Origin of the sequence: Brachybacterium sp. YJGR34, from assembly GCF_003347015.1 — a bacterium.
Classification (GTDB): Bacteria; Actinomycetota; Actinomycetes; order Actinomycetales; family Dermabacteraceae; genus Brachybacterium.
In genome coordinates, this window is sequence record NZ_PNFB01000007.1 from 86,588 (window position 1) to 108,375 (window position 21,788).

A 21,788-nucleotide genomic window follows, 5' to 3' on the forward strand; every position below is an offset into this window, starting at 1 on the left:
CCCCTGCGCCGAGCCCTCGGCCTCAGAGCGCGGGGCCGCCGTCTTCCGGGGTGTCGTCCTCCTCCGCGGAGGGATCCTCGGCGAAGCCCGCGAGATACTGCTCGACCTCGGCGGCGATGTCGTCGGCCGTCGGGACCTCCGCGCCGCCGCCGGCGGTGATCATCCGGTCGAAGCGCTGCTCGAGCTCCGCGACCATCTCCTGCAGCTGCGGGGCCGCGCCGATCTGGGCGGCGACGGCCTCGCGCACCGGCGCGGCCTGGGCCTCGAGCGCATCGAGCGGGAGATGGGGGCCGTTCTCCTGGCCGACGGCGCTGAGCAGCGCGATCGCGGCATCGGGATAGGACATCTCGTGCAGGTACTGCGGCACGTGCACCACCAGGCCCACCACCTCGTGGTCGGCCTCGGCCAGGCGGAGCGTGAGCAGCGCCGTGAACGGCGACCGCAGGCGGAAGGTGCCCGGCATGGTGCGGCGCACCGCGATCGAGTCCGGGGAGCCCGCGAAGCGCGTCACGGGCAGCTCGCGGGTGTGGGGGACCGGTGCGGGGAAGCCCTGCACCAGCAGCGTGCGCTCGATGCCCAGCTGGTCCACCACGATGCGCAGCGCCTGGGCGACGCGCTCCCACTGGAAGGACGGCTCCGGGCCGGTGAGCAGGAAGAAGGTCTCCCCGTCGGTGCCGGTGACCTCGTGCAGCAGGATCTCGGGCCGACGGTAGTCCTCGAAGTGGTCGAGCTCGAGGGTCACCTCCGGGCGCTGCCCGGCGTAGTCGTAGACCTGGTCGATGTCCAGCCGGCCCACCACGCGGCTGGGCAGGGTGTTCAGGACGTGGTCGTCGATGAGGTCCTGTGCGCCGCCGGCATCGCTGAACGCCCCGAGCGTGACCAGGAGCGTGCGTCCGTGCAGGGCTCGCGAATCGACATGGCGCTCGTAGCTGAACAGTGACGTGGGATCCATGATGACCTCCGGGCAACGGGCCGCCGGACCGGGCGGCGGATGGTGACGCCCCCTTCAACGGTGCGTGCGCTGGGACTATTCCCTCCGCCGTCGACGCTCAGGTGAACAGCGCCACGGAGTCGATCGCGAGCCGCACCGCCAGGACGCCGGAGACGACGAGGAAGACGATCCGCACGAAGCGCGAGCCGAGGCGGAGCGCGAGCGTCGCCCCGAGGAAGCCCCCGAGCACGTTGGCCAGGGCCATGAGCGCTCCGAGCGCCCACCACACCTCGCCCTGCAGACCGAAGACCAGCAGGGCGCCGACGTTGGTGGTGAGGTTCGCGAGCTTCGCGTGCACGCTCGCCTCGAGGAACCCGTACCCGAGCACGGCGACCATCGCGATGAGGAAGAAGCTCCCGGTCCCCGGGCCCAGCATCCCGTCGTACACGCCCACCGCGGCGCCGATCCCGCCGGCGCGCACGGCATGCGCGCGGCCGGTGTGCCGCGGCGCGTGCTCGAGTCCCATCGCGGGGCGCAGCAGCGTGTAGAGCCCCACCGCCACCACGGCGACCAGCACGACGGGGGAGAGCCAGGGCCGCGGGATCAGCGAGGCCATCGCGGCCCCGGCGGAGCTGCCCAGGAGCGCGCAGACCACCAGCGGCACCACCGTCGCCGCCACCGGGGTGATCCGGCGGATGTAGGTCCAGGTCGAGACCGCGGTCCCTGCCGCGGAGGGGACCTTGTTGGTGCCCAGCACCGTCCCGGTCGAGGCCTCCGCCGGCAGCGCGGTGAGCATCGCCGGCAGCTGGATCAGCCCGCCGCCGCCGACGACGGCATCCACCCAGCCCGCCACGAAGGCCGCCCCCACGAGCAGGAGGAGCACGGGGACGGAGAGCTGCAGCAGCTCGTCGATCAGGGGCACACGAGCAGTGAACACCGCGCGGGAGGCGAGCGGCGAATCGACGCGCGAGCTGTCACACTGCGCTCATGCGCGCGATGATCTGGGACCTGGGCGGGACCCTCGTGGACACCTACCCCGACGTCGACCGGGCGCTCGCCGGGGCGATCGACCCGCGGCCCGGCCCGGAGCTGCTGCACGAGGTCGCCCTGCTGACTCGGGTCTCGAGCTCCCGGGCCATCGACACCCTCGCCTCGCGCCACGGCGTGCCCGCCGCTCACCTCCGAGCGGCCTACGAGCAGACCAAGGAGCTGTGGACCCACCGTCCGCCGCCGGTCATGGCAGGCGCCCGCGCGCTGCTGGCGGCCGTGCGCGGAGCCGACGGGCTGAACCTCGTGGCCACCCACCGCGACCGTGCCAGCGCGCTCGCCCTGATCGACGCCCTCGAGCTCCCGATCGACGATCTGGTGTGCCCCGGCGACGGGTACGCCCGCAAGCCCTCGCCCTCGATGATCCGCGCGCTGCTGGAACGGCACGCCCTGAACCCGGAGGCGTGCTTCGCCGTCGGTGACCGACCGGCGGACGTGGAGGCCGCTGTCGCCGCCGGGGTGAGGGCCTTCCTGCTCCACACCCCAGGTGTCCCCCTGGAGGCTCCGGGGGATCTCCGGACACCTTCCCTCGATGCTCTGATCGGCCTGTTCACCGCCCGGGAGCAGTCCTAGCCTGGCCGCGTCGGCGCCGCGACGGGCGGTGCCCCACGGGGAGGGGCCGGGCATGCTGCTGAGGATGGCGCGGCGCACGCTGCGCGGAGATCGAGCGGTCGCGGCGACCCTGGCGGCGCTGCTGACGCTCTCGGTGCTGCTCGCCTGTGCGGGCGCCGCCCTCATCACACGCCTCGCCGGGGCGGGGGAGACCCTGGTCCAGCAGGCCGACGCACCGCACCTCGCGCAGATGCACTCCGGTGCGCTCGATCCCGCGACGGTCGACGACTTCGCCGCCTCGCGGCCCGAGGTCGCCGCGCACCGGGTCACCCCGCTGCTCGGGCTCGACGGCGCCCAGCTGGCGTTCGACGGCCGGAGCCAGGAGCACAGCGTGCAGCAGAACTCGCTCATGGTGCCGGGGGACGAGCGGGACCTGCTGCTGGACCTGGACGGAGATCCGCTGAACGAGGTCGCGCCCGGCACGATCCACCTGCCGGTGATGTACCGGATCGAGGACTCCCTCGAGGTGGGCGACGTCGTGACCATCACGGCGCCCGACGGCTTCCGCCACGACCTCACGGTGGCGGGCTTCGTCCGGGACTCCATCATGAACACGGCCATCGCGAGCTCGAAGCGTCTGGCCGTCAGCGAGGAGGACTTCACGCAGGTCGCCGCGCGCACCGGGTCCCTCGAGCACCTCATCGGCTTCTGGGTCCATGACCCGACCACCGAGATCCCCGTGCTCCGCAACGCCTACCAGGAGGGCGGGATGCCGACGGCCGGGCCGATGCTGGACCGCTCCGGCTTCCTGCTCTTCACCGTGATCAGCGAGGGCCTCGTGGCCGCCGTGGTGCTGCTGGGCGCCGCGATGGTGCTGGTCGTGGGCCTGCTGTGCCTGCGTCTGGCGCTGCGCACAGCCCTCCAGCGAGACCGTCGGGAGATCGCCGTGATGACGGCCATCGGCATCCCGGCCCGGGACATCAGGCGCGTGTACCTGCTGGTCTACGGTGCCGTCGCGGTGTCCGCCGGGGCGGCCGGGCTGCTGGGCGGGGTGCTGCTGGAGCCGGTGATGTCCTCCCCGCTGCGCGAGTACGTCGGTGAGCTCGACGGCGACGGCGTGATCCTGGTCCCCGCCCTCGTGGCCGCCGGCCTGGTCCTCGCGGTGCTCGGCATCGTCTCCGGCCTGCTGCGCCGCACCGCGCGGGGCAGCGCCCTGGACGCGCTGCGTCCTCCCGCCGCGCGGAGGGCGTCGGCCTCCGGCCGGCTGCGGCTGCACCGCTCGCCCCTGCCCGCCGGAGTGACCCAGGGACTGATGGCCCTGCGGCGTCGGGGCGGGGGCACGGTCCTGCTCGTCACGGTGTTCGCCGTCTGCTCCTTCCTCGTCATCGTGCCGATCAGCGCCGCGACCACCCTGGCCGCGCCGAGCTTCGCCTCCCAGGTGGGTCTGGGCGGGGTGGATCTGCGGGTGGGGATCCAGCACACCGGGGCCGGCAGCGAGGAGCTGCACCGCGCCGCCCTCGCGAGCACGTCCGCCGACCCCCGGGTGGACCAGCGGATCGGACGGGTCACCACCCGGCATCTCGTCGACACCGCCGAGGGCACCACCGTCGCCCTGCCGGTCGAGAACGGGGACCACGAGACCCTCCCCGTCACCTATGCCGAGGGCCGCGCGCCGCGCGCGGAGGACGAGATCGCCCTGTCCCTGCTGGCCCTCATCGAGACCGGTGCCGTGGTGGGGGAGGAGCTGCCGGTGGCGGTCGGCGAGGAAGGTCGCCTGCTCACCGTCGTGGGCGCCTACCAGGACATCACCCACGGAGGGATCACGGCGAAGGCCCAGCTGCCCACGGACGGCGAGCAGATCATGTGGTCCGCGGTCGAGATCGCCCTGGCGCCCGGGACGGACGCGGAGGCGACCGCCGAGGACCTCGCCGCGGCACTGCCCGGCGCGCGGATCGAGCAGATGGACGTCGTCCACGACCAGCAGATCGGACCGATCGCCGAGCGCATGGCCGCCACCGCGATGATCGCGGTGCTCTCCGCCATCGGTCTCGCCGCCCTGTTCGCGGTCATGATCTCCCGGCTCTGGCTCGCGGCGGACGCCGAGGAGATCGCGATCCAGCGCGCTCTGGGCGCCGGCATCGGGGATCTGCGGACCCCGTACCTCACCCGCCTGCTCGCCGCCCTCGCCCTCGGGGTGCCGCTGGGGGTGCTCGCAGCGCTGACCATCGGACAGGGCCTGTTCAACATGGTCCTGGAGGTGATGTTCGGCGGGCTCGCCCATCTGTTCCAGGGCGCCAGCCGGATCGACCTGGTGACCAGCCCGCTCCTGGCCGGCGTGGGCCTGCCCCTGGTCCTGGCCCTCGCGGTCGTCGCGGCCGCCCTGCTCGCCACCCTGCCCCTGCGCGCCGCTTCGGTGCGCACCACCCTGACCAGCGGATGAGGAGCCCCTCGCCATGACCACCATCGCCACCCGCCCACCCCTCCTGCGAGCCCGCGGCCTCGAGCGGCGGCTCGGCGGGTCCACCGTTCTGCACGGCATCGACCTCGACCTCGCCGACGGCGAGCTCCTGGCCGTGATGGGGCCGTCCGGGAGCGGGAAATCGACCCTGCTGCACTCCCTGGCGGGTCTCGACCGCCCCGATGCCGGCACCGTCTCGCTGGACGGCGCGGACCTCACCACGGCCACCGAGAAGGAGCTCGCCCGGCGTCGGCTGATCGGGATCGGGATCGTGTTCCAGCAGATCAACCTGCTGCGCCACCTGACCCTCCTGGACAACGTGGTGCTGCCCGGGCTGCTGGCGCGCCGGGAGCCGCGCTCCGCGATCCTGACTCGGGCTCGCGAGCTGATGACCCGGCTCGGCGTCGCCGAGCTCGCCGACCGGGGCGTCGCGGAGGCCTCGGGCGGACAGCTGCAGCGCGCGGCCATCTGCCGCGCGCTGATCAACCGACCCCCGGTGCTCCTGGCCGACGAGCCGACCGGAGCTCTCGACTCGGAGGCGACCGGCGCCGTGCTCGACGCCCTCGCCGCGGTCAACCGCAGCGGGACATCGATCCTGCTGGTCACCCATGACATCGAGGTCGCCGCGCAGGCACACCGGGTGATCCGGATGGAGGACGGACGGATCGATCGCGAGATCGTGCTGGGGGAGCGGGGGCACTCCGATGCTCCGGAGGAGCTCAGGCGACGAAGTGCACAGGTGGGGGAGCGGTGACCGTGCTGCGGCGCACCGCGGGATCCAGGCGCAGGGTGCCCTGGACGCGGTCGCGCTGGACCGTGCCCAGGAGTGCCGCCAGGGCGATCGAGAGCCCGCTCATCTCGCACAGCTCCTCGATCATCGTCCCGTAGAGGAAGGCATTGGTCACGAGGCCGTCGTGACGGGCCAGGACGAGGCCGTTGAGGGTTTCCACGCCGAGGGCGCCGACCAGGAACAGCGCTCCGCCCAGCACGATCCCGGCGCGGGCGCGCGAAGGGAGGGACAGCACCAGGCGCAGCAGGAGCAGGGCGATCGCGAGGCCCAACGGGGCCCCGAGCAGGACCCAGCTGAACCCGAGGTCGAACGGCAGCCGCTCCATCAGCCGGTTGCCGGGCACATCGAGCCGTTCGTGCACCTCGAGGTACTCGTCGATCGAGGCGAACAGCGCCACCACCGCCAGCAGCCACCAGGAACGACGCAGCGGCGGCCGGAAGAGCGCGATCGCGACGGCGAGGACGCCCATGAGCAGCCACAGCCCGGAGTTGAACCAGGTCGCGACGTTGTACTCCCGCCCCACGTCGAAGTACCAGAACACCGTGTGCAGGTTCTGCGAGAGCAGCCCTGTGGTGCGCTGGTGCGCGGTGAGGAAGACCAGGGAGATCACGACGATGCCGAGGGCCAGGCCGATCAGTCCCAGCGCGATCCGGCGCATCGGGAGGGGGCGATAGTCGTCCGGCGCGGGCGGCTGTGTCGTCATGGTGAACAGCGTATGACGAGTCGGTGAGTTCTGGACGGATGTTCACCAGGACGACGTCGCGCGGTGTCCTGCCGAAAGACGGACTACCGTGGTGCCATGGCGATCCTCCATCAGGCCCAGCTCACCCCGTCCAAGCCCGAGATGCTCCGCGCCCTCCTCGAGTCCCGGCCCTGGGGAGAGGCGGGGGAGCCGCAGGTGCTCGGCGCCTACCGCTTCGACGACCCCGCGGGGGAGGTGGGCGTCGAATGCCACCTCGTCCAGCTCTGTGAGACCGTCTACCACCTGCCGCTCACCTATCGTAGCGCGCCGCTCGGGGATGCCGAGGGAGCGGCGGAGGCGCTGGTCGGGACGATGGAGCACTCGGTGCTCGGGCAGCGTTTCGTGTACGACGGCCTGCAGGACGAGGTGGCGCTGGACTGCTTCCGCCGGGCACTGAGCGGCGAGCAGGAGCAGGCGCGGATCGAGGTCGTGGATGCCGAGGGGCGCACGGTCGAGCACCGGGAGCCGACGGTGACGCTCGCGCTCGAGGTCGACGAGGGTGAGGTGCCGCCCAGCGCCGAGGAGCTGCTGGACGGAGCACCGTTCACGATCGCGCGGACGCTCGGCGACCTCGACGGCACCGTGCGGCTGGTCGCCCGGTGGGACGGCGGCAGCGCGGCGGTCGCGGCGTTCTGACTCGACACCTGCGGCGACGCGGCAGGATCAGCCCGGCGAGCGGTTCCCGGCCTGCTCCGCGGCGGGCGACATCGGTCCACCTGCGACGCGGTAGGTGGTCTGGACCATGCCACCGTCGAGCACCGCGGTGCGGACGTGCTCGAGGTGCACATCGCCTCCGAGAGGCCCGAAGAGCGAGGGGCCGTCGCCGATCAGCACGGGGACCTGGGAGAGCGTGAGCTCGTCGACGAGCTCGGCGGCGAGGAACCACCTGACGGTCTCGCCGCCGTCGACGTAGACGCGCTGGTGACCGTCCCGCTGCAGCGCATCGACGGCAGCCTCGGGGGAGCGGTGGACGGTGATCCGCGGATCGTGGTCGGTGGTGAGGGTCGTGCTGATCACGTGCACGGGCCGATCCTGATAGGGCCAGTGCTCCTCCGGGGCGATGGCCTCGTAGGTCTTGCGGCCCATCACCAGCGCGTCGACCGATTCCAGGAAGGGTGTGAAGCCGGCGTCGCCGGCGGCGGCGCCGCGGCTGATCAGCCATTCGAGATCGCCATCGGGCCGGGCGATGCGCCCGTCGACGCTCAGTCCGAGGAAGACGGCGGCGCGGAGAGTGTTCTGCGAACCGATCATCCGACAGATGCTGTCAGCACCGGGCGGGGACCTCAAGCCGATACCGACCGACGCCGAGGGCAGCGGCTTCGCGGGCGCTCATGACGCCCTCGGGAGGGGCGCGTGCTCGCGTACTTTACATAACGTACATTATCGGCGACGCGTGTCGGGGTCGAGAGGGGCGCCGTGAGCCAGCCCGTCGAGCGCATCGCGCCCGTGTCCTGTCTCGGTGCACCACCGACGGCGGGTCAGGCGGTGAAGACGTGCCAGCAGATCGCATCGCGGCGCTGCTGATCCTCGAGCACCAGGTCGCGGATGGTCGCCGGCAGCTGCGCGCGCTGCCAGTCGCGCTCGGCCCGGCCGGCTTCCCGGTCCTCAGGGCCGTCCGCAGCCCGCACCGCCTTGATGGCATACGCCGCAGCGCCCAGGTCGTGCTCCGCCACGTGCCCGACGCAGGCGGCCTGGCCCGCGGCGTAGGCGGCGCATCGGGCGGCCCCGCGCAGAGGTCGGGCCGCACCCATCGCATGACCGCCGGCGGCCCGCGCCCGCATCATGCTCAGCTCGCCGTCCGCCCAGGCGCGAGCCGCCTCGATCGCCGCGCGCGGGCGCCGGTCCTGCGGATGCTCGGACTCGAACAGCTCCAGCACGTGCTCGGCGCAGTCGGCCGCCCAGCGGGCCAGCAGGTGGTGGTCCTCGTCGCGCAGCGTGCCGCCGCGGCGGATCGTCACCATCCGCGGGTCGCGCACCGAGGGCAGGATCATCCCGCCAGTATCGCTGGTGCCACCGCCGGTCCCCTGCGCCCCGTGCGGTCCGCCGCAGCCCTACGAGAGGTCCTCAGTGCGCCGCGGCGTGCGGGTTCGGGGTGCCGCTCCCCCGCCCGGCCAGCACGAAGAAGGTGCCGGAGATCGTCACCCCGACCACCATCGCGATCGCCATCGGCAAGGACGAGTGGGTGCCGGCGATGCCCACCAGCGGCGCGGCGACGGACGCGGCGAAGGAGAAGCCCAGTCCCAGCATCGCGGATCCTGTGCCCGCGAACTCCCGCGCCTCGTTGCTGGCCAGGGCGCCGCCGTTGCCGAAGATCAGACCCTGCGGGGCGACGGTGAAGAAGAACGCCGGCAGCACGATCCAGGCCGGGGTGTCGAGGAAGAGACTGCCGATCAGGAGCGAGAAGCTCGCCAGCGACACCACGATCAGGCCCACGCGGATGAGGCGGCGCGGATGGATCGTGCGGGTCAGGCGCGCCGAGAGCAGCGACATCGCCATCATGCCGCAGGAGTTGATCGCGAAGCTCACCGAGTATTCGCTCGAGGTGAAGCCCAGCATCTCCTGGACCACGAAGGAGCTGGCGGAGACGTATGCCATGAGCGCGAAGGCGGAGAAGGCGTTGACCAGCATGTACGCGACGAAGATCCGTCGGCGCAGCAGGGTTCCGGCGTTGCGCAGGAAGGTGTGGAAGCCCCCGGAGTGCCGGCGCGAGACCGGCAGCGATTCGGGGATCAGGAACAGCACCCCCAGCAGCGAGAGCAGCGACATCGCGGCGATGACGAAGAAGATCTCCCGCCACTGGCCGACCAGCAGGATGAGGCCGCCCAGCAACGGGGCGACGATCGGGGCGACGCCGCCCACGCCCTGCATGACGTTCATGATCCGGAACAGCTCGGGGCCGTCGGTCATGTCGATGAGCACGGCGCGTCCCAGCACCATGCCGAAGCCGCCGCCGATGCCCTGGATCACGCGCAGCACCAGCAGCACCTCGACGCTCGGGGCGAGGGCGCAGCCGATCGAGGCGAGCAGGCACAGCACGATGCCCAGCAGCAGCGGGCCGCGGCGGCCGATGCGGTCCGAGAGCGGTCCGGCCACCACCTGACCGCTCGCCGTCCCCAGGAAGAAAGCCGTGATGGTCAGCTGCATCCGCGAGGCCGAGGTCGCGAGATCGTTGGCCACGTCCGGGAAGGCCGGGATGTACATGTCGGTGGCCAGCGGGCCGATCGCGCTGAGCGTGGTCAGCACCACGATCACCATGGCGGTGACCTTGCCGCGGGTCCCTCGCAGCTCGTCCTCGGAGGGCAGATGCGCCTGATCGTGATCGGCCTCGTCCTCCATGACCGGGATGGCGCCGGTGATGGTGGGGATCTGCCCGGTGACGGTGGGGAGGTCGTCGGCGGTGGAGTCGGAGGAGGCGGGATCGGCGGCGGCAGCCACGAGGGTCCTTTCGAGCGTGCATGGAGAGAGCCGGGCGGATCACTGGGATCGCGCCCGACTCGATCCCGCTATCGTAGGCGGGTTCTCCCCCGGCAGGACACCCTTGCGGGGCCCTCGGACTCAGTCGGAGCCAGGTCCCGTCGCGGCGGCCAGCTGCCGCTGGTAGGTGGGGTCGGTGCGCTTGAGCCAGCGGATCACGGCGGAGGTCACGGGGATCATCGCGTACTGCACGATCACCTTGTAGAGCACTCCCAGGATCGTGTACTCGGCCCACTGCTCGATGGTCGTGATGCCGATGGCGACCGAGGCGATCGAGCAGAAGAGGATGGTGTCGACCAGCTCGCCGAGCCCGCTCGAGGTGAACAGGCGCGCGATGAGGCCCCGCTCCCCCGTCCGCCGCTTCATGCGGCTGACCACGGCGGAGTTCAGGCTCTGCCCGGCGAGGAAGCCGACCAGCCCCGCCAGGACCACGATCCAGACCGGGCCGAGCGCCAGCTCGAGCGCCTCCTGCTTGGCGAGCCCGTACTCATCGGGGAACGGCGGCAGCGCGATGATCACCTGATAGGAGATCGAGGCCAGGATGCTCGCGGCGAAGGAGGTGAGGATCGCGCGCCGCGCGGCGCCGGGGCCGTACAGCTCGGTGATGATGTCGCCGAGGACGTAGGCGAGGGGGAAGAGGAAGAAGCCCCCGTCGGTGATGATCTCGAAGCCGGTCCCGGGGATCGTTCCGAAGCTGACTCCCTTGGCAGCGCCGATCCCGGAGAGGATCACCACCACGACCATGGCGGCGAGCAGGATGTCGAAGTGCGAGCGTCCCCGATCGGCGTAGACGGCGCCGATCGGGCGTCCAGAGTGGGCTGTGTGCGGTGGTGTGTTCTGTGCAGTGGTCACCGGGGAAGGGTACACAGCGTGCCGGGCCGGACCCCCGCCCTGAGGGGGTCCGGCCCGGCGCCTGCGCTCAGATGCCGCGGGCGTCGTAGTCGACGTCCGTGACGAAGCGCTCGAACTCCTCGGCGCTGCCGTGCCAGCGCACCGAGTCCCCGGCGAAGGGGCCGTTGTCCGAGTACTGCCACAGCTCCCAGGCCCACCAGCGGCCCGGCATGGTGGTGGGGGTCTCGTGGTGGTAGGAGGCCAGGAACAGCGGGGAGTTCGGCGGCGTCCAGTCCCCCACCACGTCGTTCCACCAGTGGAGGTTGGTGTAGAGCACGGGGCGGCGGCCCACCTGGTCGCGGTAGCGGACGGAGAAGCCGTGGATCCACTCCCGCATCTCCTGCTGGCTGAGGCCGTAGTCGCGGGGCAGCCCGTGGTAGCCCTCGAGGTCGACCATGCCCGGCAGCGTGATGCCGTCGGCGCTCCAGCCCCCGCCGTTGTTGAGGAAGAAGTCCACCTGCTCCTCGGGGCCGCCGGAATCGGGGCGGGCGAAGTGGTAGCCGCCGCGCACCAGGCCCGCGCCGCCGGCGCCGAGGTACTGGTGGTCGAAGGCGGGACTGCGGTAGGAGCGACCCTCGGTGGCCTTGACGTAGGCGAAGCGCGAGCCCATCTCGCGCTGGGCGGCCCAGTCCACCTCCCCCTGCCAGCCGGAGACGTCCTGGCCGAAGAAGCCGTCGGCCCGAGCGGCGGCGGGACCCAGTGCGGCGACGCCGGTGCCGAGGGCGGCCGCGCCCAGCACCCCTCCGCGCAGGAGGGAGCGGCGGGAGGCGCCGGTGGGCTCGGGGTCGGAGGAGGAGGGGGCGAGATGGCGGGGGCGATACGACGACATGGCGTCTCCTGGGGAAGAGGGGAAGCGAGGTGCGACAGGCATCACACCGGGGCCACCGTACGCAGATCACGCGCCTGAGATCTCCCTGGGCGCGAGGTCGGCGTGTCGCGGAGGCGCCCGGCCCTCACTCCTCGAGCGGGGCGACGAAGGCCTGCAGGGTCCCCAGGATGGTGGTCGCTGCCAGCTCGGTGATGTCGATCTGGTCCATCTGCTCGCGCACCATGAGGTCGACGAAGATGCCCACCAGGAGCTGGGCGAGATCCTCGGGCGGGAGCAGGAGGCGACCTCCCTCGTCCTCGACCCAGCCGGTCAGCAGGCGGCCGATCTCGTCCCGGAGGCGGCCGCGCTGCACGGCGAGCTCCGCCCGCATCTCCTCGTCGCGCAGCGACCGGGCGATCGCGTCGGAGTACAGGAGGTACCACTGCCGGCCGAAGGGGCGGATCCCCTCGAAGACGGCCACCATCACCGCGGCGTCGTCGAGCGCGTCGTCTGCGTTCGGCGAGGGCTCCACCTCCTGGTGGGCGCGGACGACCGATTCGTCGACGATGGCCAGCATCTGCTCCGTCACCGAGGCGAACAGCGCGGTGAACACCTCCTCCTTGCTGGAGAAGCTCGAGTAGAACGCACCGCGCGTGAACCCGGCGGCGCGGACCAGGTCGTCGACCGTGGCTCCGTCGATGCCCTTCTCCACGAAGACGTCGAGCGAGGCCCGCACGAGCTTGGTGCGGGTGTTCTCCCGGCGCCGCGTCCCGGCGGAGGCGGGCAGGGGCTCGAACAGCTCGGTCATGGGTCCTCGGAACGGTCGGCGTGTGGTCTCGCTCACCGGCCCTCCCCCGTCGGGGGTCGCCGTGTGCGCCGACAGTATCCCATCGATACACTCGCGTATCGAATGCAGGGGTGTCTCGAACGGGCCCTGCGTCCTCGCCCGCGCCGTTCCCGCCCGCGCCCGTCCTGGAGGTCCCGTGTCCTCGTCCCTGTATCGCCTCGGCCGTCGCATGGCCGCACTCCGCTGGAAGGTGGTCGCGGCCTGGCTCGCGCTGCTGGTCGCCATCGGCGTCCTCGCCGTCGGGCTCGGCGGGACCTTCTCCTCCGACATCGAGATCCCCGGCACCGAGGGCCAGCGCGGCATCGACACCCTCTCCCACCGCTTCCCGGAGATGGCCGGCACCTCAGGGCAGGTGGTCCTGGTCACCGAGGACGGCACCACCGTCGACGAGCACCGGGACGAGATCGATCAGCTCATGGAGGAGATCGGCGAGGTGGAGGGGGTCGAGATCGCGACCTCCCCCTTCGACGACCTCTCCCCCGGCACCCGCAACGACGACGACACGGCGATCATCGCCCAGTTCCAGATGACGGGACAGCTGGGCCAGTACCCGCCCGAGTCCGTCGAGGAGATCTCGGCGCTGGTCGATGACGCGGACACCGCTGCGCTCGAGGCCAGCATCGGCGGCCAGGTGCTCCAGTCCGCGGAGGTCCCCTTCGGCGCCGGTGAGGTGGTCGGCATCCTCGTCGCCCTGATCATCCTCGCGATCGTCTTCCGCTCCTTCGTCCCGGCCTTCATCCCGATCGTCACCGCCGTGGTGGGCGTGGGCGTCTCGATGCTCGCCGTCGTCGCGCTCTCGGCCGGGGTCGAGATCGCCTCGGTGACCACGGCGCTGGGGGCCATGCTGGGCCTCGCCGTCGGCATCGACTATGCGCTGTTCATCCTCTCGCGGCACCGGGACCAGCTCACGCGGGGCGACGACGTGCGCGAGTCCGTGGGCACCTCCCTGGCCACCTCCGGCAGCGCCGTCATCTTCGCCGGCATGACCGTGATCGTCGCCCTGGTGGGCCTGTTCGTCACGGGCATCCCGTTCCTCACCGTCATGGGCCTCGCCGCCGCCGCGACCGTCGGCCTGTCCGTGGTGGTCGCCCTGACCCTGCTGCCGGCGATCATGGGGATCCTCGGCGAGCGTCTGCGGCCGCGGCGGATCCGGCGCCTGATGGCCCAGAACGACGGGGCGATGCCCACCGCGGAGGCAGATGGCGAGGCCACGACGTCCCGCCGCGGCCTCGGCCACCGCTGGGTCCGCCTGGTGACGAAGGTGCCGGCGGTGACGATCCTCTTGGTCGTGCTCGGCGTGGGGGCGCTCGCGGTCCCGATCAAGGACCTCGAGCTCGCGCTGCCGGACCTGGGCACCGAGCCGGCGGGAACCGATGCGCGCGAGACCTACGACCTCATCTCCGAGGAGTTCGGCGCCGGTTACAACGGTCCCCTGCTGGTGACCGCGGACATCATCAACACCACCGACCCGCTCGGCGTGGTGGACGAGCTCGAGACCGACATCGCCGCGCTCGATCACGTCGAGGAGATCCAGATCGCGACCCCCAACCGCGGGGCGGACATGGCCGTGGTCGCCGTCATCCCCGAGGGCGGTCCCACCGACCAGTCCACCAAGGATCTCGTGGCCGAGCTGCGCGGCAGCGCCGAGCAGTGGGAGGAGGAGCTGTCGATCTCGGACGTCACCGTCACCGGGGCGACCGCCGTCGGCATCGACGTCACGGACAAGCTCTCCGGTGCCCTGCTGCCCTTCGCGATCTTCGTCGTCGGCCTCTCGCTGATCCTGCTCGCCCTGGTGTTCCGCTCCGTCTGGGTGCCGATCAAGGCCTCGGTGGGCTATCTGTTCTCCGTGCTCGCCGCCTTCGGGGTCACGGCCATGGTCTTCGAGTACGGCTGGTTCAACGACCTGCTGTTCGTCGACGTCAACGGACCGGTCGTCTCCTTCATGCCGATCATCGTCATGGGCGTGCTGTTCGGCCTGGCGATGGACTACGAGGTGTTCCTCGTCTCCCGCATGCGCGAGGAGTTCGTCCACACCGGTGACGCCCGCCGTTCGATCGAGCGCGGCTTCACCGCGAACGCTCCGGTGGTGACCGCTGCGGCCCTGATCATGGTCGCCGTCTTCGCGGGCTTCGTGACCACCGGCTGGTTCATGCTGCAGCCGATCGCCGTCGCGCTCGCCGTGGGCGTGCTGGTGGACGCCTTCGTGGTGCGCATGACGCTGGTGCCCGCCGTGCTGGCCCTGCTGGGGCGGCATGCGTGGTGGCTGCCGCGCTGGATGGACCGGGCGCTGCCCACCGTCGACGTCGAGGGCGAGGGCCTGGCCGCGGTTCTCGAGCACCGGCGCTGGACCGAGGAGCACGGCGACCACGCGCTCCGCCTCGAGGACACCGTGGCCCCGCTGCTCGGCGAGGAGGGACAGCTGGGCCCGCTGACCGGCTCCGTGCGCCCGGGCACCCTGCTGGTGGTCCGCGCCCCGGACCGCGCCGTCCGCGAGTCCTTCCTCGCGCTCGCCGCCGGCCGGCTGACGCCGAGTGCGGGGATCCTCGCCGTCCACGACCGTCTGGCGCCGGACGACCTCGGTGCCGTCCAATCCCGGGCCCACTGGCTGGCCGCCGACCGGGACACCGCCGCCGCCCTGGCCCGGATCGACCGCCGACGCGCCGGCACCGCGGTGATCATCATCGAGCGGATCGACGACCTCGCCCCGATCGCGTCCTCGGCCGAGGACGAGACGCTCGGGCGCCTGGACGAGCTGCTGGAGGCGGGCGCCACGGTGGTCGTCGGCTCCCGCTCCGAGACACCCACCGACATCGAGCAGGCGCTGATGCACCGGCTCCGCGAGCCCGGCCGGCTGCTCGCCCTGTCCGTCCAGCGCTCCACCGACTCCGCCCCCGAAGGAGCTCTCGCATGAACCGCCTGCTGCACCCCCGCACCCTGGTCATCGTCCTGCTGCTGCCGCTGTTCGTCGCCGGGGCAGGCCTGTGGGCGCTGAGCGGCCGGGTGGATCGGCTGGACACCGTGCCCGCCGCGGTCGTGAACCTCGACGCCGGCGCCGAGATCGAGGACGAGAACGGTGAGGTGCAGGAGGTGCCCTTCGGGCGCCTGCTGGCCGGCGCCCTCACCCAGCCCGGCACCGTCGAGGGACAGGACGCCCCGGAGACCTCCGGCTTCGACTGGCAGCTGACCACCGAGGAGGACGCGGAGGAGGGCCTGACCGACGGCAGCTACGCCGCCGTGGTGGTGATCCCCGAGGACTTCTCCGCGCAGCTGGCCACGATCGGCACCCCGGAGGCCAGCCAGGCGATCCTCGAGGTCACCACCAACGACGCCGCCGGACAGATCAACGCCCTGGTGGGCACCGCGGTCGCCGACGCCTCCGCCTCCACCATGGGCGGGCAGATGGCCCAGCAGTACCTCGACGGCCTCTACCTCGGCTTCAACGAGCTCGGCGAGGGCTTCGGGGAGGCCGCGGACGGCGCCGAGGAGCTCGCCGGCGGCACCTCCGATTTCACCGAGGGCACCCGTGAGCTCGCCGACGGCACCGAGGAGCTCGCCGAGGGCGCGACCGCGGCGGCCGTGGGGACCACGGAGTTCTCCGGCGGGGTGTGGTCCCTCGCCGACGGCACCTGGCAGAGCGCCGACGGCAGCCGTCAGCTCGCCGACGGCCTCGGCGAGCTCGCCACCGGCTCCGAGGACGCCGCGAGCGGCGGCACCGAACTGGCCGAGGGCCTCGATGACCTCGCCACGGGCACCGAGGACCTCGCCGAGGGCGTGACGGGACTGCAGGCCGGGATGAACGGGACCGCGGACGAGCCCGGCCTCCTCGACGGCGCGAACCAGCTCGCCGCCGGGGTGGAGGGCGACGGCACCGCCGAGAACCCGGGCCTCGAGACCGGCGCCGAGCAGCTCGCCACGGGCCTCGAGCAGGTCGCCGGCGGTGTCGCCCAGACCGGCACCGCGGTCTCCGGCGACGGCACGGCGGAGAACCCGGGGCTGGTCCCCACCGCGCAGTCGGTCGCCGAGGGCACCGCGGAGCTCGGCGAGGGCGCCCAGCAGGCCGCCGACGGCCTGCAGGGCACCGCGGACCAGCCGGGCCTGGCCCAGGGCGCCGAGGGGGTCGTCGCCTACGGCGAGGGCCTGCGCACCGTCATGGACGGCGACGGCACCGCGGAGAACCCCGGCATGGCCGAGCTCGCGGCGCAGATGGACACCACGGCCGACGCGATGCTCGCGGAGGATCCCGAGGACCCGAACGCCCAGGCGATGAAGCAGCAGGCCCAGGGCATGCTCGGCTACGTCGACGGCGTGGGCACCGTGCTGGACGGCGACGGCACCGCCGCGGATCCCGGGCTGCTCGCGACCGCTCAGGGCGTGGGCGAGGGCGCGACCGCCGCCGCGGACGGCGTCCAGCAGGTCGCCGACGGGATCAACGGCACCGAGGAGCAGCCCGGGCTCGTCCAGGGCACCCAGGGCGTCCTCACCTACGCCGAGGGGGTCGAGACCGCCTTCGCCGGTGACGGCACCGCGGCGAACCCGGGCCTGGTGAGCTCCACCGAGCAGCTCGCCGCCGGGGCGCGCACCAGCGCCGAGGGCACCGGGGAGCTCGTCACCGGGGTGACCTCCCTACGCGACGGCCTGGTCCAGTACGGCCAGGGGGTGGACCAGCTCGCCGAGGGCGCCGAGGAGCTGGCCGGCGGCGCGCGCACCAGCGCGGACGGCGCCGGGGAGCTCGCCACCGGGCTCGACGACCTCGCCACCGGCACCCGCACCAGCGCCGAGGGCGCCGGACAGCTCGCCGACGGCTCCGAGGAGCTCGCCACCGGCGCGGACCAGCTCGGCACCGGTGCGGACCAGCTGGCCGAAGGCAGCGAGCAGCTGGCCGACGGGACCGGGGAGCTGGCCGAGGGCAGCGGCGAGCTGGCCGACGGCACGGACGAGCTCTCCGAGGGCACCGAGGAGCTGGCGAGCGGTCTGCGCGAGGGCGCCGACGGGGTCCCCAGCTACTCCGAGGACGAGCGCACGCGCATGGGCGAGATGGCGTCCTCCCCGGTGGGGACCGACGCGACCCGGCAGAACGAGGCCGCCGGCGCGGACACGGCGACCTTCCCCTTCGTCACGGGGCTCGCGCTGTGGCTGGGCGCCTTCGCGACCTTCCTGCTGCTGCCGGCGCTGTCCCGGCGCCTGCTGGACCAGGCGGTGCCCATGTGGCAGGTGGTGCTGCGATCGCTGGCCCCGGCGCTGCTGATCGCCGTGGCCCAGACCATCGCCGTGCTCGCGGTGCTCACCGGGGTGGGCATCTCACCCGTCTCGCCGCTCGCGGTGGGAGTGGTGGCGCTCGCCGGGGCGGCCATGTTCACGGTGCTCCATCAGAGCCTGCTGGTCCTGCTGGGGGCGCGCATCGGGCGCATCGCCTCGATCGTGCTGATGGTGCTGCAGGTGGTGACCCTGGTGGGCATCCTCCCGGTGCAGACGGCGCCGCCGCTGCTGCAGTCGATCGGCTCGCTGATGCCGCTGTCGATCGTCACCGAGGGCCTGGTGCACGCCTCCCTCGGCGGCTCGCTGGTGAGCACCTCGGGCACGCTGATGGCGATCCTCGCCTGGGCCGCTCTCGCGCTGCTGGTGACCCTCGCGGCCTCGCGCGGCGCCCGCCGCGCCGACCGTTCGGAGTGGGTGAGCGCGGCCGCCCTGCCGGTCGGCGCCTGAGCCGACGGGCCGGTGCGGCGGGCGTCGATCGTGCCGGCCCGTCGCGCCGGTGATCCGGGGCGGTGAGCGCGGGCTCACCGCGGCATCCGACAGGCCGGATGCCGGCGCTCACCGGAAGTCCCGGGATCTGCCCGCCGCGGCCAGGTCCAGGGGCTCCACGTCGTCGGCCACGAGGTTCACCGCCCCGGAGCGGTTCTCGACGATGCCGCGCAGCACCACGGCCCGGGCGGTGCGCAGCAGCGCGCGGTGCCGCACCCAGAAGCCCTGGGAGCAGACCACGTTGAGGATCCCGGTCTCGTCCTCGAGGCTGAGGAAGGTGACGTTCCCGGCGGTCGCCGGACGCTGGCGGTGGGTGATCACCCCGCCCACCCGGATCCGCGAGCCGTCCTCCGCCTCCCGGGTGCCGCCGATCGCCAGCACGGCCGCGGCCGTGAGCTGCTCGCGCACGAGCGCCATCGGATGCTCGTCCAGGGTGATGCCGGTGGCCCAGGCGTCGGCCGTGGCGAGCTCCGCATCGCTCATGCCCGGCAGCATCGGCGCCTGCGCCCCCACCGCGAGGTGGGCGAGAGTGCCCGGGGACTCCTGGGCGGCGGCGCCCGCGGCCCACAGCGCCTGCCGACGCGAGGAGGCGAGGGCGTCCAGCGCCCCGGCGGTCGCGAGCGCTTCGAGCTGGCGGGCGCTGAGGGCCACCCTCCGGGCCAGGTCCGTCACCGCGGAGAAGGGGCCGCCGCGCTCGCGCTCGGTGACGATCGCCTCCGCGGTCTCGGTGCTGATCGTGCGCACCTGGTCCAGGCCCAGCCGGATCGCCGGGCCGGCCGCGGCGGCCTCGCCCTGGATCTGTGCGCGCGGCGGGTCCACCCGGTAGCCGCGGTGGTCCGCGTCGGTCTCCAGGTCGGTGCGGGCGCCGCTGAGGAGCACGTCGGGCCCGCGGGTGAGGACTCCGTGCCGGCGGGCGTCCGCAACCAGCGACTGCGGGGAGTAGAAGCCCATCGGCTGGGAGCGCAGCAGCGCCGCGGTGAACGCCGCCGGGTAGTGGCACTTGAGGTAGGAGCTCGCGTAGACCAGGTACGCGAAGGAGTAGGCGTGGGACTCGGGGAAGCCGTAGTTGGCGAAGGCCAGCAGCTTGCGGTGGACGGCCTCGGCGTCCTCGCCGGTGATGCCGTGCCGCGCCATCCCCGCGAAGAGGGCATCGGAGAGATCGAGCATCTTCTGGGTGGAGCGCTTGGAGCCCATCGCGCGGCGCAGCTGGTCGGCCTGGGCGGGGGTGAAGTCCGCGATGTCGACCACCATCTGCATCAGCTGCTCCTGGAACAGCGGGATGCCCAGGGTGCGGCGCAGGGACTTCTCCAGCCGCGGGTGCAGGACGGTGACCTCCTCCTCGCCGCTGCGGCGACGGATGTAGGGGTGCACGGAGCCGCCCTGGATGGGCCCGGGGCGGATCAGCGCCACCTCCACCACCAGGTCGTAGAACACGCGGGGCTTCAGCCGCGGCAGGGTCGAGATCTGCGCGCGCGATTCCACCTGGAACACGCCGATGCTGTCCCCGGCGCACAGCATGTCGTAGACCGCCTCGTCCTCCTGCGGCAGGGTGCGCAGCTCGAAGTGCTGGCCGTGGTGCTCGCCGACCAGACGCAGGGCGTGGTCCAGCGCGGTGAGCATCCCCAGGCCCAGCAGATCGAACTTGACCAGCCCGGCATCGGCGCAGTCGTCCTTGTCCCACTGCAGCACGCTGCGGTCCGCCATCGCCGCCCACTGCACGGGGCACACCTCGATCACCGGCCGGTCGCACAGCACCATCCCGCCGGAGTGGATGCCCAGGTGCCGCGGGGCGTCGCGCAGCTTCTGCGCGAGCTCCACGACGTCGGCGGGAACGTCCGCCTCCGCGAGGGAGGAGAAGGAGCGCTCGATCCGCTGCGAGAAGGCGTCCTGCGCGCCGGTGTCGTAGCCGAGCGCCCGTGCGGCGTCGCGCACGGCGAGCTTCGCCCGGTAGGTGATGACGTTGGCGACCTGCGCGGCGTTCTCCCGGCCGTAGCGCTCGTAGACGTGCTGGATGACCTCCTCGCGGCGGTCGGAGGCGATGTCGAGGTCGATGTCCGGCGGACCGTCCCGCTCCGGGGCGAGGAAGCGCTCGAAGAGCAGATGGTGGCCGACGGGCTCGACGGCGGTGATGCCCAGCGCGTAGCAGACGGCGCTGTTCGCGGCCGATCCCCGGCCCTGGGCGAGGATCCCCTCGCCCGCGCAGAAGTCGATGATCTCGTGGACGATGAGGAAGTAGCCGGGGAAGCGGAGGTCGGTGATGATGCGCAGCTCGTGGTCGATCTGCGCCCATGCTCCCGGCACGCGCTCCTCGGCGCCGGGCCCGGGCCGCGGGCCGTACCGCTCGCGGCCCTCGATCTCCACCAGCTCCCGCAGCCAGCTCGCCTCGTCGTGCCCGGCGGGTACCGGGAACGGGGGCAGGTCCGGGGCCAGCAGGCGCAGGTCCAGGGCGCAGTCCCGGCCCAGTCGGGACGCCTGCGCGATCGCGTCCGGGTAGCGGGGCAGCAGCTGGGCCATCTCCTCGCCGCTGCGCAGATGGGCCGGGCGGGAGGAGAGGTGGGGATCGGCCTGGGCGAGCGGCACCCCGGCGCGCAGCGCGGCGTGGGTGTCGGCCAGGCGCTTGTCCGCCGGGCGCGCATAGTGGGCGTTGGTCGTGGCCACGAGCGGCAGGGTGACCGTATCGAGGCCGTGCGCCTCCCGCACCAGGCGCGCGCCCTGGGCGAGGGCGTCGTGGAGCTCGTCGGCCTCTCCCCCGCCGCCGGCGACCAGCTCGACGGCGACGTTCCCGGCGCCGAACAGGTCCAGCAGGCGGGCGATGGCGCCGGCCGCGGCGTGGGCGGCGGCCTCGAGGTCCCCGGTCTCCAGGTGCGGCGCGGCCGCACGGGTCACGGCGCCCTTGCGGCAGCCGGTGAGGATCTGCCAGCCCCCCTCGCGGGCGAGGCGGGCCAGCTCCGCGAGCCGGTAGCGCGGCACGGCCTTCTGCCCGCTGTCGAGGTGGGCGCGGGCGATCGCGGCCGAGAGCCGGCGGTACCCGGGGGTGTCGCGCACGAGCACCAGCAGGTGCTCGCCGTCCGGATCGGGGAGGCCGGTGCGGGGCGCGGAGATCACCGGCGTGGTGCCCGCGGCCTGCGCGCCGGGCTCGAGCCCCAGGGTCAGCTCGGCGCCGAACACGGTGGCCACGCCCTGCGCCGCGGCGGCGCTCGCGAAGCGCACCGCCCCGGGCAGGCCGTCGTGGTCCACGAGCGCGATCGCCTCCAGCCCCAGCCGGGCGGCCTGCGCGGCCATGTCCTCGGGGCTCGAGGCGCCGTCGAGAAAGCTGAAGTGGGAGTGGGCGTGCAGCTCCGCGTACCCGACGGCGCGCTCGGGCCGGTAGGGGTCCTCGGCGACCGTCCCCGTGTGCTCGACGACGATCGGCGGGGAGACCAGCTCGGCCGGACGGTCCGAGAGGATCGCCTCGAGGTCCTTCCAGGCGGGCGGGCCCAGGAACCAGCCGGCCATCAGCGGCCCCC

General features: G+C 72.9%; 16 protein-coding genes. 6 read left to right on the forward strand and 10 right to left on the reverse strand.

Features of this window, described 5'->3' with window-relative positions; translation table 11 throughout:
* Positions 1–22: 22 nt before the first annotated feature.
* Both CXH06_RS08580 and CXH06_RS08585 read right to left on the reverse strand, forming a co-directional pair.
* The gene (locus tag CXH06_RS08580) at positions 23–952 is read right to left on the reverse strand and encodes a PAC2 family protein (RefSeq protein WP_114854762.1); all 930 of its coding nucleotides are present in this window, start codon (positions 950–952) and stop codon (positions 23–25) included.
* 97 nt (positions 953–1,049) lie between these two features.
* The gene (locus tag CXH06_RS08585) at positions 1,050–1,853 is read right to left on the reverse strand and encodes a TSUP family transporter (RefSeq protein ID WP_114854763.1); all 804 of its coding nucleotides are present in this window, start codon (positions 1,851–1,853) and stop codon (positions 1,050–1,052) included.
* A gap of 65 nt (positions 1,854–1,918) precedes the next feature.
* Here CXH06_RS08585 and CXH06_RS08590 point away from each other — a divergent pair, with 65 nt between their 5' ends.
* From CXH06_RS08590 to CXH06_RS08600, 3 genes are read left to right on the forward strand one after another with little or no spacing between them, the layout of a single operon-like run.
* Complete coding sequence (locus tag CXH06_RS08590; RefSeq protein ID WP_114854764.1) at positions 1,919–2,551, forward strand: HAD-IA family hydrolase; 633 nt, start codon at positions 1,919–1,921, stop codon at positions 2,549–2,551.
* A 52-nt stretch (positions 2,552–2,603) separates the two neighbouring features.
* The gene (locus CXH06_RS08595; RefSeq protein ID WP_114854765.1) at positions 2,604–4,970 is read left to right on the forward strand and encodes an FtsX-like permease family protein; all 2,367 of its coding nucleotides are present in this window, start codon (positions 2,604–2,606) and stop codon (positions 4,968–4,970) included.
* A 13-nt stretch (positions 4,971–4,983) separates the two neighbouring features.
* Positions 4,984–5,742 carry an ABC transporter ATP-binding protein gene (locus tag CXH06_RS08600; protein ID WP_114854766.1) on the forward strand — a complete coding sequence of 253 codons (759 nt, stop codon included), beginning with the start codon at positions 4,984–4,986 and terminating at the stop codon, positions 5,740–5,742.
* On the opposite strand, the gene CXH06_RS08605 is transcribed toward CXH06_RS08600, so the two are convergent.
* On the reverse strand, positions 5,708–6,481 hold the full coding sequence (locus CXH06_RS08605) for a hypothetical protein (RefSeq protein ID WP_114854767.1): 774 nt from the start codon (positions 6,479–6,481) through the stop codon (positions 5,708–5,710). The two genes, CXH06_RS08600 and CXH06_RS08605, sit on opposite strands and share 35 nt — an antisense overlap.
* 96 nt (positions 6,482–6,577) lie before the next feature.
* On the opposite strand from CXH06_RS08605, the gene CXH06_RS08610 reads away from it, so the two are divergent.
* Positions 6,578–7,156: a hypothetical protein gene (locus tag CXH06_RS08610; RefSeq protein WP_114854768.1), complete on the forward strand. Its 579-nt coding sequence runs from the start codon at positions 6,578–6,580 to the stop codon at positions 7,154–7,156.
* Positions 7,157–7,183: 27 nt separating this feature from the next.
* Here the strand turns inward: CXH06_RS08610 and CXH06_RS08615 are convergent, their stop codons facing one another.
* The 6 genes from CXH06_RS08615 to CXH06_RS08640 form a co-directional block, all read right to left on the reverse strand.
* Positions 7,184–7,771 (reverse strand): dihydrofolate reductase family protein, encoded by a 588-nt coding sequence (locus CXH06_RS08615; protein WP_114854769.1) that lies wholly within the window; start codon positions 7,769–7,771, stop codon positions 7,184–7,186.
* 227 nt (positions 7,772–7,998) lie between these two features.
* Positions 7,999–8,511 (reverse strand): putative immunity protein, encoded by a 513-nt coding sequence (locus CXH06_RS08620; protein ID WP_114854770.1) that lies wholly within the window; start codon positions 8,509–8,511, stop codon positions 7,999–8,001.
* A 73-nt stretch (positions 8,512–8,584) separates the two neighbouring features.
* Complete coding sequence (locus tag CXH06_RS08625; RefSeq protein WP_232820273.1) at positions 8,585–9,955, reverse strand: multidrug effflux MFS transporter; 1,371 nt, start codon at positions 9,953–9,955, stop codon at positions 8,585–8,587.
* Between the two features lie 120 nt (positions 9,956–10,075).
* Positions 10,076–10,846 carry a queuosine precursor transporter gene (locus CXH06_RS08630; protein ID WP_114854832.1) on the reverse strand — a complete coding sequence of 257 codons (771 nt, stop codon included), beginning with the start codon at positions 10,844–10,846 and terminating at the stop codon, positions 10,076–10,078.
* Positions 10,847–10,913: 67 nt separating this feature from the next.
* Positions 10,914–11,714 (reverse strand): GH25 family lysozyme, encoded by an 801-nt coding sequence (locus tag CXH06_RS08635; protein ID WP_114854771.1) that lies wholly within the window; start codon positions 11,712–11,714, stop codon positions 10,914–10,916.
* A 124-nt stretch (positions 11,715–11,838) separates the two neighbouring features.
* Positions 11,839–12,501: a TetR/AcrR family transcriptional regulator gene (locus tag CXH06_RS08640; protein ID WP_114854772.1), complete on the reverse strand. Its 663-nt coding sequence runs from the start codon at positions 12,499–12,501 to the stop codon at positions 11,839–11,841.
* A gap of 175 nt (positions 12,502–12,676) precedes the next feature.
* Between CXH06_RS08640 and CXH06_RS08645 the strand changes: the two genes are divergently transcribed.
* Positions 12,677–15,451 (forward strand): MMPL family transporter, encoded by a 2,775-nt coding sequence (locus CXH06_RS08645; RefSeq protein WP_114854773.1) that lies wholly within the window; start codon positions 12,677–12,679, stop codon positions 15,449–15,451.
* Positions 15,448–18,243: a YhgE/Pip domain-containing protein gene (locus tag CXH06_RS08650; protein WP_114854774.1), complete on the forward strand. Its 2,796-nt coding sequence runs from the start codon at positions 15,448–15,450 to the stop codon at positions 18,241–18,243. The genes CXH06_RS08645 and CXH06_RS08650 overlap by 4 nt, the downstream gene beginning before the upstream one ends.
* 108 nt (positions 18,244–18,351) lie before the next feature.
* On the opposite strand, the gene CXH06_RS08655 is transcribed toward CXH06_RS08650, so the two are convergent.
* A complete protein-coding gene (locus CXH06_RS08655) occupies positions 18,352–21,777 on the reverse strand; it encodes an error-prone DNA polymerase (RefSeq protein ID WP_114854775.1) in 3,426 nt (1,141 codons plus the stop codon).
* Positions 21,778–21,788: the final 11 nt, after the last annotated feature.

What these genes read in the sequence shown, in the direction of transcription:
- CXH06_RS08620 (WP_114854770.1), bottom strand. Translation starts at nt 8,511, where the DNA reads ATGATCCTGCCCTCGGTGCGCGACCCGCGGATGGTGACGATCCGCCGC.
- CXH06_RS08610 (WP_114854768.1), top strand. Translation starts at nt 6,578, where the DNA reads ATGGCGATCCTCCATCAGGCCCAGCTCACCCCGTCCAAGCCCGAGATG.
- CXH06_RS08640 (WP_114854772.1), bottom strand. Translation starts at nt 12,501, where the DNA reads ATGACCGAGCTGTTCGAGCCCCTGCCCGCCTCCGCCGGGACGCGGCGC.
- CXH06_RS08635 (WP_114854771.1), bottom strand. Translation starts at nt 11,714, where the DNA reads ATGTCGTCGTATCGCCCCCGCCATCTCGCCCCCTCCTCCTCCGACCCC.
- CXH06_RS08590 (WP_114854764.1), top strand. Translation starts at nt 1,919, where the DNA reads ATGCGCGCGATGATCTGGGACCTGGGCGGGACCCTCGTGGACACCTAC.
- CXH06_RS08605 (WP_114854767.1), bottom strand. Translation starts at nt 6,481, where the DNA reads ATGACGACACAGCCGCCCGCGCCGGACGACTATCGCCCCCTCCCGATG.
- CXH06_RS08595 (WP_114854765.1), top strand. Translation starts at nt 2,604, where the DNA reads ATGCTGCTGAGGATGGCGCGGCGCACGCTGCGCGGAGATCGAGCGGTC.
- CXH06_RS08655 (WP_114854775.1), bottom strand. Translation starts at nt 21,777, where the DNA reads ATGGCCGGCTGGTTCCTGGGCCCGCCCGCCTGGAAGGACCTCGAGGCG.
- CXH06_RS08615 (WP_114854769.1), bottom strand. Translation starts at nt 7,771, where the DNA reads ATGATCGGTTCGCAGAACACTCTCCGCGCCGCCGTCTTCCTCGGACTG.
- CXH06_RS08600 (WP_114854766.1), top strand. Translation starts at nt 4,984, where the DNA reads ATGACCACCATCGCCACCCGCCCACCCCTCCTGCGAGCCCGCGGCCTC.
- CXH06_RS08650 (WP_114854774.1), top strand. Translation starts at nt 15,448, where the DNA reads ATGAACCGCCTGCTGCACCCCCGCACCCTGGTCATCGTCCTGCTGCTG.
- CXH06_RS08580 (WP_114854762.1), bottom strand. Translation starts at nt 952, where the DNA reads ATGGATCCCACGTCACTGTTCAGCTACGAGCGCCATGTCGATTCGCGA.